19 protein-coding genes are annotated in these 14,166 nt (G+C 62.1%); 6 read left to right on the forward strand and 13 right to left on the reverse strand.

What is annotated here, in order from left to right:
• Window positions 1-2: 2 nt before the first annotated feature.
• Complete coding sequence (locus tag C4Q27_RS04500) at window positions 3-473, forward strand: MaoC family dehydratase (protein WP_003254624.1); 471 nt, start codon at window positions 3-5, stop codon at window positions 471-473.
• A gap of 119 nt (window positions 474-592) precedes the next feature.
• Here C4Q27_RS04500 and C4Q27_RS04505 read toward each other — a convergent pair whose 3' ends face one another.
• The 5 genes from C4Q27_RS04505 to C4Q27_RS04525 all read right to left on the reverse strand — a co-directional run bounded on the left by C4Q27_RS04505 (window position 593) and on the right by C4Q27_RS04525 (window position 3,601).
• Window positions 593-1,831 carry an RNA polymerase sigma factor gene (locus C4Q27_RS04505; RefSeq protein ID WP_064491824.1) on the reverse strand — a complete coding sequence of 413 codons (1,239 nt, stop codon included), beginning with the start codon at window positions 1,829-1,831 and terminating at the stop codon, window positions 593-595.
• A complete protein-coding gene (locus C4Q27_RS04510; protein WP_014590053.1) occupies window positions 1,831-2,316 on the reverse strand; it encodes an SRPBCC family protein in 486 nt (161 codons plus the stop codon). Before C4Q27_RS04510 ends, C4Q27_RS04505 begins: the two co-directional genes overlap by 1 nt.
• A gap of 21 nt (window positions 2,317-2,337) precedes the next feature.
• The gene (locus C4Q27_RS04515; protein WP_014590052.1) at window positions 2,338-2,682 is read right to left on the reverse strand and encodes a YciI family protein; all 345 of its coding nucleotides are present in this window, start codon (window positions 2,680-2,682) and stop codon (window positions 2,338-2,340) included.
• Between the two features lie 44 nt (window positions 2,683-2,726).
• A complete protein-coding gene (locus tag C4Q27_RS04520; RefSeq protein ID WP_010955229.1) occupies window positions 2,727-3,152 on the reverse strand; it encodes a nuclear transport factor 2 family protein in 426 nt (141 codons plus the stop codon).
• Between the two features lie 191 nt (window positions 3,153-3,343).
• Window positions 3,344-3,601 (reverse strand): DUF2790 domain-containing protein, encoded by a 258-nt coding sequence (locus C4Q27_RS04525; protein ID WP_003254632.1) that lies wholly within the window; start codon window positions 3,599-3,601, stop codon window positions 3,344-3,346.
• Window positions 3,602-3,955: 354 nt separating this feature from the next.
• On the opposite strand from C4Q27_RS04525, the gene C4Q27_RS04530 reads away from it, so the two are divergent.
• Window positions 3,956-4,324, forward strand: a complete 369-nt coding sequence (locus C4Q27_RS04530) for a GNAT family N-acetyltransferase (RefSeq protein WP_231114276.1) — start codon at window positions 3,956-3,958, stop codon at window positions 4,322-4,324.
• On the opposite strand, the gene def is transcribed toward C4Q27_RS04530, so the two are convergent.
• The 3 genes from def to C4Q27_RS04545 form a co-directional block, all read right to left on the reverse strand.
• Complete coding sequence (gene def / locus C4Q27_RS04535) at window positions 4,279-4,815, reverse strand: peptide deformylase (protein WP_104886548.1); 537 nt, start codon at window positions 4,813-4,815, stop codon at window positions 4,279-4,281. The two genes, C4Q27_RS04530 and def, sit on opposite strands and share 46 nt — an antisense overlap.
• Window positions 4,815-5,771 (reverse strand): YihY/virulence factor BrkB family protein, encoded by a 957-nt coding sequence (locus C4Q27_RS04540; RefSeq protein ID WP_003254637.1) that lies wholly within the window; start codon window positions 5,769-5,771, stop codon window positions 4,815-4,817. Before C4Q27_RS04540 ends, def begins: the two co-directional genes overlap by 1 nt.
• A 153-nt stretch (window positions 5,772-5,924) precedes the next feature.
• Window positions 5,925-6,104: a CsbD family protein gene (locus C4Q27_RS04545; RefSeq protein ID WP_012051514.1), complete on the reverse strand. Its 180-nt coding sequence runs from the start codon at window positions 6,102-6,104 to the stop codon at window positions 5,925-5,927.
• A 235-nt stretch (window positions 6,105-6,339) separates the two neighbouring features.
• On the opposite strand from C4Q27_RS04545, the gene C4Q27_RS04550 reads away from it, so the two are divergent.
• Entirely contained in the window at window positions 6,340-6,720 is a 381-nt protein-coding gene (locus tag C4Q27_RS04550; protein WP_014590048.1) for a hypothetical protein, read from the forward strand.
• Window positions 6,721-6,725: 5 nt separating this feature from the next.
• Here C4Q27_RS04550 and C4Q27_RS04555 read toward each other — a convergent pair whose 3' ends face one another.
• On the reverse strand, window positions 6,726-7,562 hold the full coding sequence (locus tag C4Q27_RS04555; protein WP_104886549.1) for a S1 RNA-binding domain-containing protein: 837 nt from the start codon (window positions 7,560-7,562) through the stop codon (window positions 6,726-6,728).
• Window positions 7,563-7,692: 130 nt separating this feature from the next.
• Between C4Q27_RS04555 and C4Q27_RS04560 the strand changes: the two genes are divergently transcribed.
• Window positions 7,693-8,553, forward strand: coding sequence for a DUF6279 family lipoprotein (locus tag C4Q27_RS04560; protein ID WP_104886550.1), 861 nt, complete (start codon window positions 7,693-7,695; stop codon window positions 8,551-8,553).
• A gap of 19 nt (window positions 8,554-8,572) precedes the next feature.
• On the opposite strand, the gene aceK is transcribed toward C4Q27_RS04560, so the two are convergent.
• Complete coding sequence (gene aceK, locus C4Q27_RS04565) at window positions 8,573-10,288, reverse strand: bifunctional isocitrate dehydrogenase kinase/phosphatase (protein WP_020190624.1); 1,716 nt, start codon at window positions 10,286-10,288, stop codon at window positions 8,573-8,575.
• Window positions 10,289-10,492: 204 nt separating this feature from the next.
• Here aceK and C4Q27_RS04570 point away from each other — a divergent pair, with 204 nt between their 5' ends.
• Window positions 10,493-11,368 (forward strand): DMT family transporter, encoded by an 876-nt coding sequence (locus C4Q27_RS04570; protein ID WP_064491827.1) that lies wholly within the window; start codon window positions 10,493-10,495, stop codon window positions 11,366-11,368.
• 13 nt (window positions 11,369-11,381) lie between these two features.
• Window positions 11,382-11,840, forward strand: a complete 459-nt coding sequence (locus C4Q27_RS04575) for a DUF4265 domain-containing protein (protein ID WP_019436818.1) — start codon at window positions 11,382-11,384, stop codon at window positions 11,838-11,840.
• 3 nt (window positions 11,841-11,843) lie between these two features.
• Here the strand turns inward: C4Q27_RS04575 and C4Q27_RS04580 are convergent, their stop codons facing one another.
• From C4Q27_RS04580 to C4Q27_RS04585, 3 genes are all read right to left on the reverse strand, one after another.
• Complete coding sequence (locus C4Q27_RS04580; RefSeq protein ID WP_104886551.1) at window positions 11,844-12,725, reverse strand: DMT family transporter; 882 nt, start codon at window positions 12,723-12,725, stop codon at window positions 11,844-11,846.
• Window positions 12,726-12,841: 116 nt separating this feature from the next.
• Window positions 12,842-13,003 carry a hypothetical protein gene (locus C4Q27_RS29695; protein ID WP_154070663.1) on the reverse strand — a complete coding sequence of 54 codons (162 nt, stop codon included), beginning with the start codon at window positions 13,001-13,003 and terminating at the stop codon, window positions 12,842-12,844.
• A gap of 156 nt (window positions 13,004-13,159) precedes the next feature.
• Window positions 13,160-14,095 (reverse strand): aspartyl/asparaginyl beta-hydroxylase domain-containing protein, encoded by a 936-nt coding sequence (locus C4Q27_RS04585; protein ID WP_020190627.1) that lies wholly within the window; start codon window positions 14,093-14,095, stop codon window positions 13,160-13,162.
• Between the last annotated feature and the right edge of the window lie 71 nt (window positions 14,096-14,166).

The following is a 14,166-nucleotide window of genomic DNA, read 5'->3' on the forward strand; positions in this document are numbered from 1 at the left end:
CGATGTCCCAGGTCACCAACACGCCTTACGAAGCCCTCGAAGTCGGCCAGAAGGCCGAGTACAAGAAGTCCGTTGAAGAACGCGACATTCAGCTGTTCGCCGCGATGTCCGGTGACCACAACCCGGTTCACCTGGATGCTGAGTTCGCCGCCAAGAGCATGTTCCGCGAACGTATTGCCCATGGCATGTTCAGCGGCGCGCTGATCAGTGCGGCAGTGGCCTGCACCCTGCCTGGCCCTGGCACCATCTACCTGGGCCAGCAGATGAGCTTCCAGAAACCGGTGAAAATCGGCGACACCCTGACCGTGCGCCTGGAAATCCTCGAGAAGCTGCCCAAGTTCAAGGTGCGCATCGCCACCAATGTGTACAACCAGAACGACGAGCTGGTGGTCGCGGGTGAAGCCGAGATCCTGGCGCCGCGCAAGCAGCAGACCGTCGAGCTGGTATCGCCGCCGAACTTTGTGGCGAGCTGAAGTGTGATGCAGCCAGCTTCTTCTTCAAGGCTGCTCTCCTGGGTAACCCGCTAACGCGTTGATTTAGCAGGCACCCTGAGGGAGCGGGCTTGCCCGCGAAGCGGCCGGCACACCCCACATCATTCGATAGCCTGCAAACGCCGCTCGATATGCCGCCGTTCAGGCGCCTGCCGGGTCAAGGCCAGCGCCTGCTGCCAGGCCGCACGCGCCTCTTGCACCTGTCCCAGCTGGCAATGCAACTCGGCGCGTGCCGCATGTGCCAGGTGATAGTCCAGCAACTCCCCCCGCGCCAGAATCCCTTCGACTTCCCGCAAGCCAACCTCCGGCCCATCCCGCTTCGCCAGGGCCACCGCGCGGTTAAGCGCCACCACCGCTGATGGCCAATACCGCTGCAACACGTCATACAGCCCGACGATTTCTCCCCAGTCCGTCTCTTCAGCCGTCGCCGCTTCGGCATGCACGGCAGCAATCGCCGCCTGGACGGTATAGGCCCCGAATGCACGGCTCTGCAGGGCCTGGCGCACCAGAGCACAGCCCTCGGCAATGAACTGCCGGTCCCACAAGCTACGGTCCTGCTGCTCCAGAACCACCAAATCGCCTTGGCCATCGATGCGCGCCCGCTGCCGGGACGCCTGCAGCAACATCAACGCCAGCAGGCCGACCGCCTCCGGGTCGGGCAGCAACTGCACCAGCAACCGCGCCAGGCGAATGGCTTCATCGCTCAGCGCCTGCTGTAGCAGTGTCTCGCCCGATGACGCCGAATAGCCCTCGTTGAACACCAGGTAGATCACCCGCAACACGCTTTCCAGGCGCTCGGGCAGCTCATTCAGCTCCGGTACCTGGTACGGTATGCCCGCGTCACGGATCTTGGCCTTGGCGCGCACGATACGTTGGGCGATGGTGGCCGGGCTTTGCAGAAAGGCCCGGGCGATCTGCTCAGTGGTCAGGTCGCAGACTTCGCGAAGCGTCAATGGCACCTGAGCGTCGGCCGACAGGGCCGGATGGCAACAGGTGAAGATCAGCCGCAGGCGGTCATCCGCCAGCAGCTCTTCTTCACTGGGGTCCTGCGCCTGCCCCTCCAGCAGCATGCTCAAGTCCGCCTGGGAGCGGTCGAAGCGGACGCGCCGGCGCAGCGCGTCGATGGCCTTGAAGCGCCCGACAGAAACCAGCCACGCTCGCGGGTTGGCGGGAATACCGTCGCGTTGCCAGCGTTCAACGGCAATGAAGAAGGCATCATGCATGGCCTCCTCGGCCAGGTCGAAATCACCCAGCAAGCGGATCAGTGTCGCCAGTATGCGCCGCGACTCCTGCCGGTACACAGCCTCGACTTCGGCGCGCACCTGGGCCAGTGCGGCCATCAGTCGGGCATCCGCTGGGTCACCACCTCCACCAGGCGGTCCAGGCTTTCTCCCCAGCCCTGGTGGAAGCCCATTTCTTCATGGGCCCGGCAGTCGGTGGCATTCCAGTGCCAGGCACGGGCGGTGTAGCGGGTTTTGCCCTGTTCCTCGTCAAAGCTGATCACCGCGGTCATGAAGGCCTTGTCCGACGGTACCCAACCGGGGCCGAAGGCATCGGTGAACACCAGCCGGCGTGGCGCGGCAATTTCCAGAAAGACGCCCTGGTTGGGGTACTCGCTGCCATCCGGCGCGCGCATCAGGGTGCGAAACAGGCCACCGGCCCACAGCTGCATTTCACACTCCGGGGTGGTCATGCCGTGCGGCCCCCACCACTGCATCAGCCACTGGGGTTCGGTCCAGGCGCGAAATACTTTGGCCGGTGGTGCGTCGATCAGGCGGCTGATGGACAACTCGTGTTGCGCCTGGGCAATGGGTGCAAGGCTCATGCTGATGGTTCTCCTTGGCTGTCAGGGTTGCAGCTCGCGCACTGGTCGCACCTCGACACTGCCGACCCGCGCGGCGGGGATGCCCTTGGCGATATTCAGCGCTTCGTTGAGGTCGCGGGCCTCCACCAGGTAAAAGCCCGCCAGTTGCTCCTTGGTTTCGGCGAACGGGCCGTCGGTCAGGCTCATGTGTCCGTTGCGCATGCGTACCGTGGTGGCCGTCTGCACCGGCTTCAGCGCCTCGGCCGCCAGCATGCGCCCGGAACCCTGAATGGCTTCGGCGTAGGCCATGCATTCGGCGTCTGCCGGGCTGTCGGGCAGGCTGTGCAACAGCCCTTCGTCACAATAGACCAGGCACAGGTATTTCATGGTCGCCTCCAGGGTATTGGCAAAGTGCGTTTGGCGATAACGGCTCAGGGCTTGAGATCGAACAGCGCTTTTTGCGTTTCCATGTCGAAAGGCGCCGACCAGTGTTCATGGATTACCTGCCACTGGCCGCCTTGACGACGATAGCCCACCGTGGCGCGCATGAAGCCGCACTGGCTTTCGTCGTCGCCCGGGCCGCAGCGGTTCAGCCAATGGGCCAGGGCCAGATCGCCAGCGGCGTGCACGGTGAGTTGGGCAAGTTCGAACACCATGGGGCCGGTGCACATGCCCATGCACATTTCCCAGTGCGCCGTGTAGGCCGACTTGCCTTTGAATTGCAGAGCCTGGATGGCATCGAAGGCGACGATATCGTCGGCGTAGGGGGCGATGATGCCCGGGATGTCGCGATCGCGCACGGCTTGCATCCAGCGCTCGATCAATTGGCGGATTTCGGATTCGGCTGCGGTGCTCATCGGGGGTACCTCCGACAGATCATAGGGGTGGGGCACGGTGTGAAGCGTGCCTTCAGCTATGGTCGAACGGTAAGCGGAGGATTCGACAGGCGGGGGAAATTATTCTGTATTGGCGGAGCACCCGGGAGATCGCGTCAGGGCCAGCAAGTGCCCGCCACAGCGTTTTCAGCCCCTGTGGCGGGCACCGCCAGTCAACCCTGCTGGCAACCTTCACCCATGGCCCGGTACTGAATGGTGTGCACCTGGCCCTGATGGTCTTCATAGGTCATGGTCGCAGGTACCACTTCGCAGACATTGGGGATGGTCGACAGGTTGATCACCCGCTTGATGTCCAGGTTCATCGAGTAGTCGTACTGCTGAGCCACAGGCTCGCTGGAGACGGGTTTGGCCTCATCGGCGAGGGCGAACGAGGACATACCGACCAATGCAAGAATCAGTAATGGTTTCATGTGGTTTTGCCTTTTGAGCGTTCAAGCTGATCGATTGACTTCTATTGCCGTATCCGGCGCGGAGAAGTTGTCATCTAGGGTCTAGATGGCACGAAGTACCGATCCCGCTTCGTACTGCCAGGGGGGATGAACAAAATTCTACTCCCGGCCAGCAATAGTTGAACCCCGTAGTCGGATATTCACCCTTGCCGGTTTTGCAACAATCTGCGACAAAGTGGCCGCAAATCATCAGGCCAGAGCCTCTGGCCTCGTTTCAGGGTAGGACTCACCATTTCTGAACAATTTTCCTGTTCGACGCTTTCGGACACAGAACGCCGTTTGCTGGACCACTTCTACCGCCAGCACAGCTCACGCATGCGCGCAGCAAGCGACGCCGAACTGTGGGTAGCACGGGCCCCTGGCATCATCGCCGGGCTGAGCCTGAGTGCGGTGGGTGAGGGATTCTGGCTGACGGGCCTGTTCGTCGCCCCGCAGCGGCGCAACCAAGGGGTGGCTGCGCGATTGGTCGAGGCCGCGCTGGCGCAGGTTGACGGGCCCGTCTGGCTGTTCTGTCATCCCGACCTGACGCCCTTCTACCAGCGCCTGGGTTTCGACCTGGCACAACACCTGCCAGAAGCCCTGGCCAGCCGCCTGCTACGCTATCAGCGCAACAAACGCCTGGTAGCCCTGCAGCGAGGTCAGTCCTCGCTGACCTCAAGCCCAGGGAACAGCACCTCGGTGTAGCCGAACTTGGCAAAGTCCTGGATGCGCGAGGGGTATAGCCGGCCGATCAAGTGGTCGCACTCGTGTTGCACCACCCGTGCATGGAAGCCATCGGCAAAGCGGTTGATCGGGCTGCCCTGGGGGTCGATCCCTTGGTAGCAGATATGCTTGAAGCGCGGCACCACGCCGCGCAAGCCAGGCACCGACAGACAACCCTCCCAGCCGTCCTCGACCTCGCTGGAGGTCGGGGTGATGACCGGATTCAGCAGAATGGTCTGTGGCACTGCCTCGGCATCGGGGTATCGCTCGCTGCGCTCGAAGCCGAAGATCACCAACTGCAGGTCGATGCCGACCTGCGGGGCGGCCAGGCCCACACCGCCGACGTGACGCATGGTTTCGAACATTTCGTCGATCAGTTGCTGCAGTTCGGCACTGCCAAGCATGTGCTCGGGCACTGGCGGAGCGATGCGCAGCAGGCGTTCGTCGCCCATCTTGAGAATGTCACGGATCATCAGGGGTTCGGCTCGACGCTATGAGGCTTGCTCGGGTTCGGGTGCTCGTGACCCAGTACAGTCAAGGTTTCCTTGGGCTTTTCCCCGTCGAAGTCTTTCTCGCCCGGGTTCTTGCCTTCGGCTGACATGTGCTCGATCACCGCATTCATTTCGGCGCCGAGCAGCAGCACGGCAGCCGAAATATAGAAATACAGCAACAGCACGATGATTGCACCAATGCTGCCGTACATGGCGTTGTAGTCGGCAAAGGTCTTCACGTAGTAGGCAAAGCCCAGTGAAGCCACGATCCACACCACAACCGCCAGCACCGAGCCCGGGGTAATGAAGCGAAACTGCTGTTTCACATCAGGCATCACGTAATAGATCAGGGCCACTGCCACCATCAGCAGAATGATGATCACCGGCCAGCGCAGGATGGTCCACAGTGTGACGATGAACTCCTGCATGCCGATCTGGGCGGCTATCCATTCCATCACCTGCGGGCCCAGCACCATCAGCGCTGCGGCCGCCAGCAACATCCCAGCCAGGCCCACGGTGTAGAAAATGGAAAGCGGGATACGCTTCCACACCGGGCGACCTTCGGGCACATCGTAAGCGGCGTTCATGGCGCTCATCATCAGGCGCACGCCGGCGGAGGCGGTCCACAGGGCGATCACGATACCCACCGACAGCAGCCCACCCTTGGACTGCTGCAACTGGTCGATCACCGGATTCACCTGCTCCAGCGCCTGGGGTGGCAACACCAGTTCCGATTGCAGACGCAGCCAGGAGAAAAAGTCCGGCAAGTGCAGGAAACCGATCAGGGCAATCAGGAACAACAGGAAGGGGAATAGCGAGAACAGCGCCTGGTAGGCCAGCGCTGAGGCATAGGTGGACATCTCGTCGTCGAGGAATTCCTTGACGGTGCGAACCAGCACGCGGTGCAGGGGCAAGCCGCGCAGGTCGGGGAAAATCATAGCGTCTCCTTTCGCCGCTTGATCGTTACACAGGCAAGTCTAATAGACCGTGCCCGAGCTGTGCTGCTCCCGGCCGTGGTTGAAGAATTTGCTTACGAATAAGTGCCGGCCTCTTCGCGGGTTCACCCGAGAAGAGGCCGGCACCGCCTCAAGTCAAGGTTTCTTCACCGCATCCTTCACATTGCCCTTGACCTGCTGCGCCTCGCCTTTGAGCTCCTGCGCCTTGCCTTCGGCCCGCAGCTTGTCGTTGTCGGTCACCTTGCCAACACCCTGTTTCACGTTGCCGATCGCTTCGTTGGCCAAGCCTTTCGCTTTGTCTTTAGTACCGCTCATGGCAAAACTCCTGCAAATGGAGACACGTGAACCGTGTCGACAGAAGGTTGACCCAACGCCTGGGCCAGGAGTTTCAACGGATTTCCCGGCCAGAAGCCGAACGGTAAAACGGCAGGCGAATACCGCCCAAGCCCGCGAAGAGGCCGGCACTGGCACCGCAAGTCACAAACCTTGCTCCGCCCCGTGCCACCCCTCACAATGCAGGCCTTCATAGCGTCAACGCGCAGGAACCTGCATGAAACTCGACAAACCCGCCGCCATCGCCCGGCGCAACGAAGCACTGGCCCGGCCGGTGCTGACCAGCAGCAATACTCTGTTCGCCACTCTGGACAGCAAACGCAACCTGTGGTGGTTCGAAGTGCCAGTGGCACTGCTGGGCAAGGGCCAGGCCGACTGGGTCAACCTGCTGCTGCACACGCCGGAAAGCGATGAGCTGCAGCACCTGAAGGTGCCCACCAATTTCCTCAAGGCTCACCTTGAGCAAATGGAAGTGCGCAAGCCTGGCAAGCGCCGCTCCACCATCAGCCTGGCCCTCAGCGCCGACCGTGACTCGCTGCTGCGCGACACCCGTCCGGGTGGCGAGCAGCTGGACTTCCGCAACTTCGTACAGGCATAAGGCCGTCAGGCTTTCTCGATGCGATCGTCATGGATGACGATCAGGCCCTGCTTGAACAATCCGCCAATGGCCTTCTTGAAGTTGCCCTTGCTGACGTTGAACAGCTTGCTGATCAACGCAGGGTCACTCTTGTCGCACACCCCCAACACCCCGCCTTCGGCTTCCAGGCGCGCCATGATCTGCTCTTGCAGGGTGTCCGCCAGGGCGGCGCCTACCGGCTGCAGGCTCAGTGAAATCTTGCCGTCCTGGCGCACTTCCTTGATGAAGCCCTTCTCGTGCATGCCCGAGCGCAAGAACTTGAACACCTCGTTCTTGTGGATCAGGCCCCAGTGGCGGTTGTTGATAATGGCCTTGAAGCCCATCGGCGTTTCGCCGGCCACCAGCAGCTCGACCGGCTGGCCAAACTTGTAGTCGGCTGGGGTGACATCGAGGTAGCGGTCCAGGCGCGACGTGGCAGTGATCCGGCGGGTGCGCTTGTCGAGGTACACGTGCACCACGCAGTAATCACCGATCTTCAGTGGCCGAGCCTCTTCCGAGTACGGCATCAGCAAGTCCTTGGACAGGCCCCAGTCCAGGAAGATACCGGCACCGTTGATGTCCTTGACCTTCAGGCTGGCGAACTCGCCAACCTGCACCTTGGGCTTCTCGGTGGTGGCGATCAGCTGGTCTTCGCTGTCCAGGTAGATGAACACGTTCAACCAGTCATCGACCTCGGTCTCGGCGTTTTTCGGGATGTAGCGCCCGGGCAGCAGGATTTCGCCATCGGCGCCGCCGTCCAGGTACAGACCGAAGTCCACGTGTTTCACGATTTGCAAACTGTTGTAACGCCCAAGCAGAGCCATTTCCGATGATCCTCAAGACAAGGCGGCTATTCTACACCTGAAGCCACCACATGGCCCGACCACTCATGCAGTGGAACCGCCAGGCCGCACTTGCATCTACCTTCTGGCCAGCCTGAGGAAGGAACAGCACATGCCGCTACGCCTGCCCAAAGCCCTGCTTATCGCCATCGGCTTCGCCCTGGCCTTGGCCGCCTGCAGCCGCATCGACCTGGCCTATCGCAACCTCGACCGCCTGGTGCCGTGGTCGCTGAGCGACTACCTGGACATGAACTGCGAGCAAAGGGCGCTGCTGGACGATCGGTTGCGCGAGCACCTGGCCTGGCATTGCAAGACTCAACTGCCCGGCTACCTCGACTGGCTCGATCGGCTACGTGACCTGGTCGCCGACGATCAGGTCACCGACCAGGCCCTGCAGCAAAGCACCCGCGAGGTCCGTGAAGCGATTGGTCGGGTGGCCGAGGAAATCACCCCTTCGGCCACCGAACTGCTGCGCGGCATGAGCGACAACCAGGTAGCGCAGATGCGTGAGGCCTTCCGCGAAGACATCAGTGAACGGCAGAAGCAGTATGTGGATACGCCATTGCCCAAACAGATGGCCCGCCGTAGCGAGCGCATGGAAAAACGCCTGACGCCATGGTTTGGCGAGTTGACGGCGGTACAGAAGCAACGCATCCAGGCCTGGTCTCAAGCGCTGGGTGACCAGAACCGTGAATGGATCGCCAACCGTGCCCACTGGCAACAGCAATTGCTGTTGGCGATGAACCAGCGCAACGACTCCAGCTTCGAGCCGCGCCTGGCGACTTTGTTGCAGCGCAAGGAGAGTTTGTGGACACCCGAGTACCGGGCGGCGTATCAGAATAGCGAGCAGCAGGCACGCAGCCTGCTGGTGGACCTGGTGCGGCAAAGCACCCCGCAGCAACGGAGGTTCCTGCAGGAACGGTTGGGCAAGGTGCGTACCCATTTGAGCGAGATGAAGTGTTTGAAGGAGTGACAGCCCTGTTCGCGCTGACTCACCGGGCTTTGCGCCGATACGGAAACACATCGATCACTTTCCCTTCACGTATCGCCGCCTGCAGCCCCTTCCAGTAATCCGCGTCATACAGTTCCCCATGCAAGCGGCTGAACAACCGCCGCTGGCCCATATCGGCAAACAGAAACGGCGGAAACTCTTCGGGAAACACATCATGCGGGCCGATCGAGTACCACGGCTCGCCCGACATTTCGTCCTCCGGGTAACGCGGTGGCGGGATGTGGCGGAAATTCACCTCGGTCAGGAAACTGATTTCGTCATAGTCGTAGAACACGACCCGGCCATGGCGGGTCACGCCGAAGTTCTTCAGCAGCATGTCGCCGGGGAAGATGTTCGCCGCCGCCAGTTGCTTGATGGCCAGGCCGTAGTCCTCCAGTGCCTCCAGCACCTGGCCCTCGGTGGCCTGCTCCAGGTACAGGTTCAACGGCGTCATGCGCCGCTCGGTCCAACAGTGGCGGATCAGCACTGTGTCGCCCTCCAGCGCCACCGTCGACGGTGCCACCTCCAGCAACTCGGCCAGGCAATCCGGCTCGAACTTGCTGCGCGGAAAGCGAAAATCGGCAAACTCCTGGGTGTCGGCCATACGCCCCACCCGGTCGACACTCTTCACCAGCCGATACTTGTCGATCACCGTGGCGCGATCCACGGTTTTCGATGGCGAGAAGCGGTCCTTGATGATCTTGAACACCGTATTGAACCCGGGCAAGGTGAACACGCTCATGACCATGCCCCGCACCCCTGGCGCCATGACGAAGCGGTCATCACTGCTGGCCAGGTGGTTGATCAGTGCGCGGTAGAACTCCGACTTGCCCTGCTTGTAGAACCCGATCGAGGTATACAGCTCGGCAATGTGCTTGCCCGGCAGGATGCGCTTGAGGAAATTGACGAACTCGGCGGGCACCGGGACATCGGCCATGAAGTAAGAGCGGGTGAACGAAAAGATGATCGACACCTCGGCCTCGTCGGTAATCAACGCATCGGCCTCGATGCCGTGGCCCTCGCGGTGCAGCAAGGGAATCACCAACGGCCACTGCTCATCGCTGTTGTACAGGCGGCCGACCAGATAGGCCCCCTTGTTGCGGTAAAGCACGGGTACAAACAGCTCCACGGCCAGCGTCGGGTCCTTGCACACCCAGTCGGGCAGGCATTCGCGCAGTTGTTCTTCCAGCCGCGCCAGGTCGCCTTCCAGGTCGCCATAAGGCATGTCGAATGGGTAATCGGCGAACACCGCGCGCAGCAAGTTCCTGAGACTGCCATCAAGCCGATAGGTACGGGTTTGCGCGGCGCGCTCGCGGCCGCGCATGGAAGGCCGGGTAGTGTGGATGAACATGCAGCCGTCGCTGATCAGGTCATGGCTGAACAGGCTGCAAAACAGCGAGTTGTACCAGGTCTCTGCCAGCTCGTCGTCCAGGCGGGGGTCGATCAGGTGGATATAGGCGTTTTTCACCAGCGGCCACTGTTCCACATCCAGCAGCACCTCTGCGGCAAAGGCCTGGCGCAGCCAACCGTTGACTTCGGCGACTTTCTCTTCGTAGAGATTGATGCGGGCAGCGGCGGCCTGCTGGATATCCTGCCAGCGCGCCTGCTCGAAGCGCTGGCGAGCACCAAGGGTGATGCGCTGGAAATGATCGCGGTAGTCGTCGAAGCCGGCGAGGATCATCCGGGCGATTTCGACAGCGGGCCAGGGCTGGGACATGCGTGGGGCCTCGGAGCTGGGATTGAGTACAGAGCTTAGCCGCCCTTGGCTTCATCGGTTACTGCCATTGAAGGCCCGAGCTGTAGTTGCAGCTGCATTGCCCAGAGCCCCGCAGCCCAAGAGGAATTACACAGCAAGAAAGCACAAGAATCCCCCCGCCCCCTGGCGTACACTCGCGCCCCTGCCTTGCCTTCGGAGACCGTTGTGAGCCCCATCGCCCTAGCCCGCCTGCTGACCCTTGCCGCCGTCTGGGGAGCGAGTTTCCTGTTCATGCGCATCATCGCCCCCGAACTGGGCACGGTGCCGACCGCGTTCTTCCGGGTCTCCATCGCCTGTCTGGGCCTGATCGTGATACTGGCCGCCGCCCGTGTGCGCTGGGACTTCCAGGGCAAGCTCGGCGCGTGCCTGGTGCTGGGCATGATCAACTCCGGCATCCCCGCCACCTTCTATTCGGTGGCGGCCCAGGTGCTGCCGGCCGGCTATTCGGCGATCTTCAACGCCACCACCCCGTTGATGGGCGTGCTGGTCGGCGTACTGTTCTTCCGCGAGCCAATGACCCTGGCCAAACTCTGCGGCATCTTCCTTGGCCTGTTCGGCGTCGGCATCCTTAGCGGCGCCGGCCCGGTGGCACTGGACATGGCCCTGCTGCAAGGCGCCCTCGCCTGCCTGGCGGCCACCACCTGCTACGGCTTTGCCGGGTTCCTCGCCCGTCGCTGGATCAGCGGCCTGGACAGCCGTCTTTCCGCACTGGGCAGCATGCTCGGCGCCACGCTGATGCTGACCCCGCTGTTCGGCTGGAGCGCACTCACCCAACCGCCCGCCAGCTGGGGGGGCTGGGAGGTGTGGTTGTCGTTGCTGGGGCTGGGGCTACTATGCACCGCCTTTGCCTACATCCTGTACTTCCGCCTGCTGGCCGAGATCGGACCGGTCAAAGCCAGCACCGTGACCTTCCTGATCCCGGTATTCGGCGTATTGTGGGGGGCATGGCTGCTGAATGAGCCGTTGTCGATGGCGCACCTATACGGCGGCCTGCTGATTGGCCTGGCCTTGTGGCTGGTGCTGCGCCCGGCGCGCAACTGAAGCGGGGTACTGCATGAACAGCGCGTACAAAAAGGTCCTGTTCCGCCTGGAACAGGACGAGAACGGCTACCCACCGGCCTCGGTCGAGGGCCTGTGGGCCAAGGCCGTGGAAGGCGGCTATGCCATCGACAACATACCCTTCCATGTCTATGGCATCGCCCCGGGCGACGTGATCGACACCCGCGAGGAAGCAGGCGAAACCTGGTTCGCAGAACTGCGCCACAGCAGCGGCAGCTCGGTGTTCCGGGTGGTCGTCAAACCACCGGAAACCCTCGACCAGGTACGCGCAGCATTGCTGGATTTCGGCTGCGCCTGTGAAACCGAACAAGCAGTGAAGATGTTGGCGGTCGAGGTCCCGCCGCAACGCTCGCTCGATACCCTGCTCTACTACCTGCTCACCCAGCGCGAAGCCGGCCTGCTGGACTTCGAGGAAGGCGTGTTGCGCCACGCCATCCCCGAAGAATTCCGCTAGGGCCTACGCTTCGGCCAGGCGCGCGGCGGGCTTGCGAAACACGAACAGCAGCCCAACCACGATCAGCCCCATGCCCAGCAGGCTGAGTGGTGCCAGGCGGTTACCGAAGATCAGCAAGTCCATCACCGCAGTCACTGCCGGCACCAGGTAGAACAGGCTGGTGACGTTGACCAGGTTGCCCTTGGCGATCAGCCGGTACAACAGCAAGGTTGCCAGCAGCGAGACCACCAGGCCCATCCACAGCAGCGCACCGAAGAAGCTGCCGGTCCACTCGACATGAAGCGGTTGCAGAGGTGCGAACAGCGCGCACATGGCAAAGCCGGCCAGGTACTGCAGCGGCAGCGTGCCCATGGGGTTGTCGGTAATGCGCTTCTGCAGGATCGAGCCAAAGGTCATGCTGACCAGCGCCAGCAGGGCGAACAGCATGCCCGCCAGCGATACCCCGCCCAGATTGATGCCCTGGTAGACCACCATGATCAAGCCGCCCAACCCCAAACCCAGGCCGAACAAACGGCTCCAGGAACGCTGGCGTTTCATCAGCACCACGGTGAGGATGGGTTGTACCCCCATCACCGTGGCCATGACGCCGGGGGTGACATGGGTATCAAGCGCCAACAGATAAAAGATCTGATAGGCACCGAGGAGCACACACCCTGTACCCAGGGCCCGCAGAATGCTCCCGCGAGTACGCGGCCAGCGCAGCCCTAGCAACGGGCCGATCAGCAACAGGCCAGCCAGGGCCAGCGCCGAGCGCAACAGCAGGAAGGCGAACGGGCTGGCATGCGCCAGGCCGAGCTTGGAGACGATCGCCCCGCTGCTCCACAGCAGGACGAACAGGCAGGTAGTGGCCGCCGAGGCCACGGACGTTTTGGTAAAGACAGACATGAATTGCCACCTGATAGTAGGCAGATAAGCCAAACGGACGGCGTGCGCTTCAACGTGAGCAGTGGCCGACCGTGTTCAGTAGGTTGCGCGTGTGAAGGGGTACGGCAAGAAGCCGATCAGCCCAGCACGACCACGCAATGAGGCGGAGCTACGCCGCCTACGACGCCACTGACAGGTGGTGGGGAGTGACAGATCATGACCGGCTGCTGGCTACCACGCACGACCATGCCCGCGACTGGCGCGATGGCAAAGCGTGTGGTGGAAGGGATGGCGGGCATGACAGGGGTCTTTGCAGAAGTGAATGCTCTGGAATATAGCGAGTGATTCTTCGCAGCACAACCCCGCCTCCACACGCGCGCCCTCGTCCTTGAAGGATGAGGCGCACCTGTGGCAGCGGGCTTGCCCCGCAAAGCGGCCGGTTAGACCAGAAAAAATCAGAACAACCAGCGATACAACAGATACGCCACCACCACCGCCAGTACCGGCCGCAGCACGCGGTAAGCCTTGGGGTTGGCACGTTTGAACTGCTTCACATGGCTGCTGATCCTGTTGCTGAAGCGCTTGCTCCAGGCGTACGCCTGGTTGATCCCGCCCACGCGCTCTTCGTCGGTGTTCTGCGGCGCGGTGGCGCGGCCGAGGAAGGCACTGACCTTACGGTTGATGCGCGTCATCAGCGGGCTACTCAGCGGGCGCTCGATGTCACAGAACAGGATCACGCGGGTAACGTCGGTTTCGTTCTTGACCCAGTGCACGTAGGTTTCGTCGAACATCACGTCTTCGCCATCACGCCAGGCGTACTGCTCACCGTCCACGTAGATGCGGCATGCGTCGGAGTTGGGCGTGGACAGCCCCAGGTGATAACGCAGCGAGCCTGCGAACGGGTCGCGGTGCGGGTTCAGGTGGCTGCCGCCGGGTAGCAGGGCAAACATTGCGCCCTTGACATTGGGGATGCGGCTGACCAGCTCGACAGTGCGCGGGCAAAGGGTTTGCGCCGAAGGCAGCGGTTTGTCGTACCACTTCAGGTAAAAGCGCTTCCAGCCCTTCTTGAAGAACGAACCGAAGCCGGCGTCGTTATCTTTCTCAGCGGCACGGATATAGCCTTCGTCGAACAGGCGCATGGCCTCTTCGCGGATTTCCTGCCAGTTGTCCTTCAACACGTCCAGCTCGGGGAAGCGCTGGCGATCCAGGTAGGGCTTGGACGGCACGCCGGAAAACAGGTACATCAACGCGTTGTAGGGGGCGAACAGCGCCGAATGGTTGACGAACTGGCGCAACACCGGCAGACGGGCCTTGCCGCGCAAGTGCACGAACAGCACGCTGCCGAAAAACACCAGCAAGACACCCGCCTTGGCTGCAAAGGAAAAGGTCATGCTTTCACTCCTTGAGGAAGAGTCAGGCCTGCGCTGCCTGCTCTCCAGAAAATCATCCTGCCATCATAAAC

Source organism: Pseudomonas sp. SWI36, from assembly GCF_002948105.1.
GTDB classification, from domain to species: Bacteria; Pseudomonadota; Gammaproteobacteria; order Pseudomonadales; family Pseudomonadaceae; genus Aquipseudomonas; species Aquipseudomonas alloputida.

Bases quoted from the DNA above. Each gene is read 5' to 3' on its own strand.
- C4Q27_RS04500 (WP_003254624.1), top strand. From the start codon at position 3: ATGTCCCAGGTCACCAACACGCCTTACGAAGCCCTCGAAGTCGGCCAG.
- C4Q27_RS04505 (WP_064491824.1), bottom strand. From the start codon at position 1,831: ATGGCCGCACTGGCCCAGGTGCGCGCCGAAGTCGAGGCTGTGTACCGG.
- C4Q27_RS04510 (WP_014590053.1), bottom strand. From the start codon at position 2,316: ATGAGCCTTGCACCCATTGCCCAGGCGCAACACGAGTTGTCCATCAGC.
- C4Q27_RS04515 (WP_014590052.1), bottom strand. From the start codon at position 2,682: ATGAAATACCTGTGCCTGGTCTATTGTGACGAAGGGCTGTTGCACAGC.
- C4Q27_RS04520 (WP_010955229.1), bottom strand. From the start codon at position 3,152: ATGAGCACCGCAGCCGAATCCGAAATCCGCCAATTGATCGAGCGCTGG.
- C4Q27_RS04525 (WP_003254632.1), bottom strand. From the start codon at position 3,601: ATGAAACCATTACTGATTCTTGCATTGGTCGGTATGTCCTCGTTCGCC.
- C4Q27_RS04530 (WP_231114276.1), top strand. From the start codon at position 3,956: ATGCGCGCAGCAAGCGACGCCGAACTGTGGGTAGCACGGGCCCCTGGC.
- def (WP_104886548.1), bottom strand. From the start codon at position 4,815: ATGATCCGTGACATTCTCAAGATGGGCGACGAACGCCTGCTGCGCATC.
- C4Q27_RS04540 (WP_003254637.1), bottom strand. From the start codon at position 5,771: ATGATTTTCCCCGACCTGCGCGGCTTGCCCCTGCACCGCGTGCTGGTT.
- C4Q27_RS04545 (WP_012051514.1), bottom strand. From the start codon at position 6,104: ATGAGCGGTACTAAAGACAAAGCGAAAGGCTTGGCCAACGAAGCGATC.
- C4Q27_RS04550 (WP_014590048.1), top strand. From the start codon at position 6,340: ATGAAACTCGACAAACCCGCCGCCATCGCCCGGCGCAACGAAGCACTG.
- C4Q27_RS04555 (WP_104886549.1), bottom strand. From the start codon at position 7,562: ATGGCTCTGCTTGGGCGTTACAACAGTTTGCAAATCGTGAAACACGTG.
- C4Q27_RS04560 (WP_104886550.1), top strand. From the start codon at position 7,693: ATGCCGCTACGCCTGCCCAAAGCCCTGCTTATCGCCATCGGCTTCGCC.
- aceK (WP_020190624.1), bottom strand. From the start codon at position 10,288: ATGTCCCAGCCCTGGCCCGCTGTCGAAATCGCCCGGATGATCCTCGCC.
- C4Q27_RS04575 (WP_019436818.1), top strand. From the start codon at position 11,382: ATGAACAGCGCGTACAAAAAGGTCCTGTTCCGCCTGGAACAGGACGAG.
- C4Q27_RS04580 (WP_104886551.1), bottom strand. From the start codon at position 12,725: ATGTCTGTCTTTACCAAAACGTCCGTGGCCTCGGCGGCCACTACCTGC.
- C4Q27_RS29695 (WP_154070663.1), bottom strand. From the start codon at position 13,003: ATGCCCGCCATCCCTTCCACCACACGCTTTGCCATCGCGCCAGTCGCG.
- C4Q27_RS04585 (WP_020190627.1), bottom strand. From the start codon at position 14,095: ATGACCTTTTCCTTTGCAGCCAAGGCGGGTGTCTTGCTGGTGTTTTTC.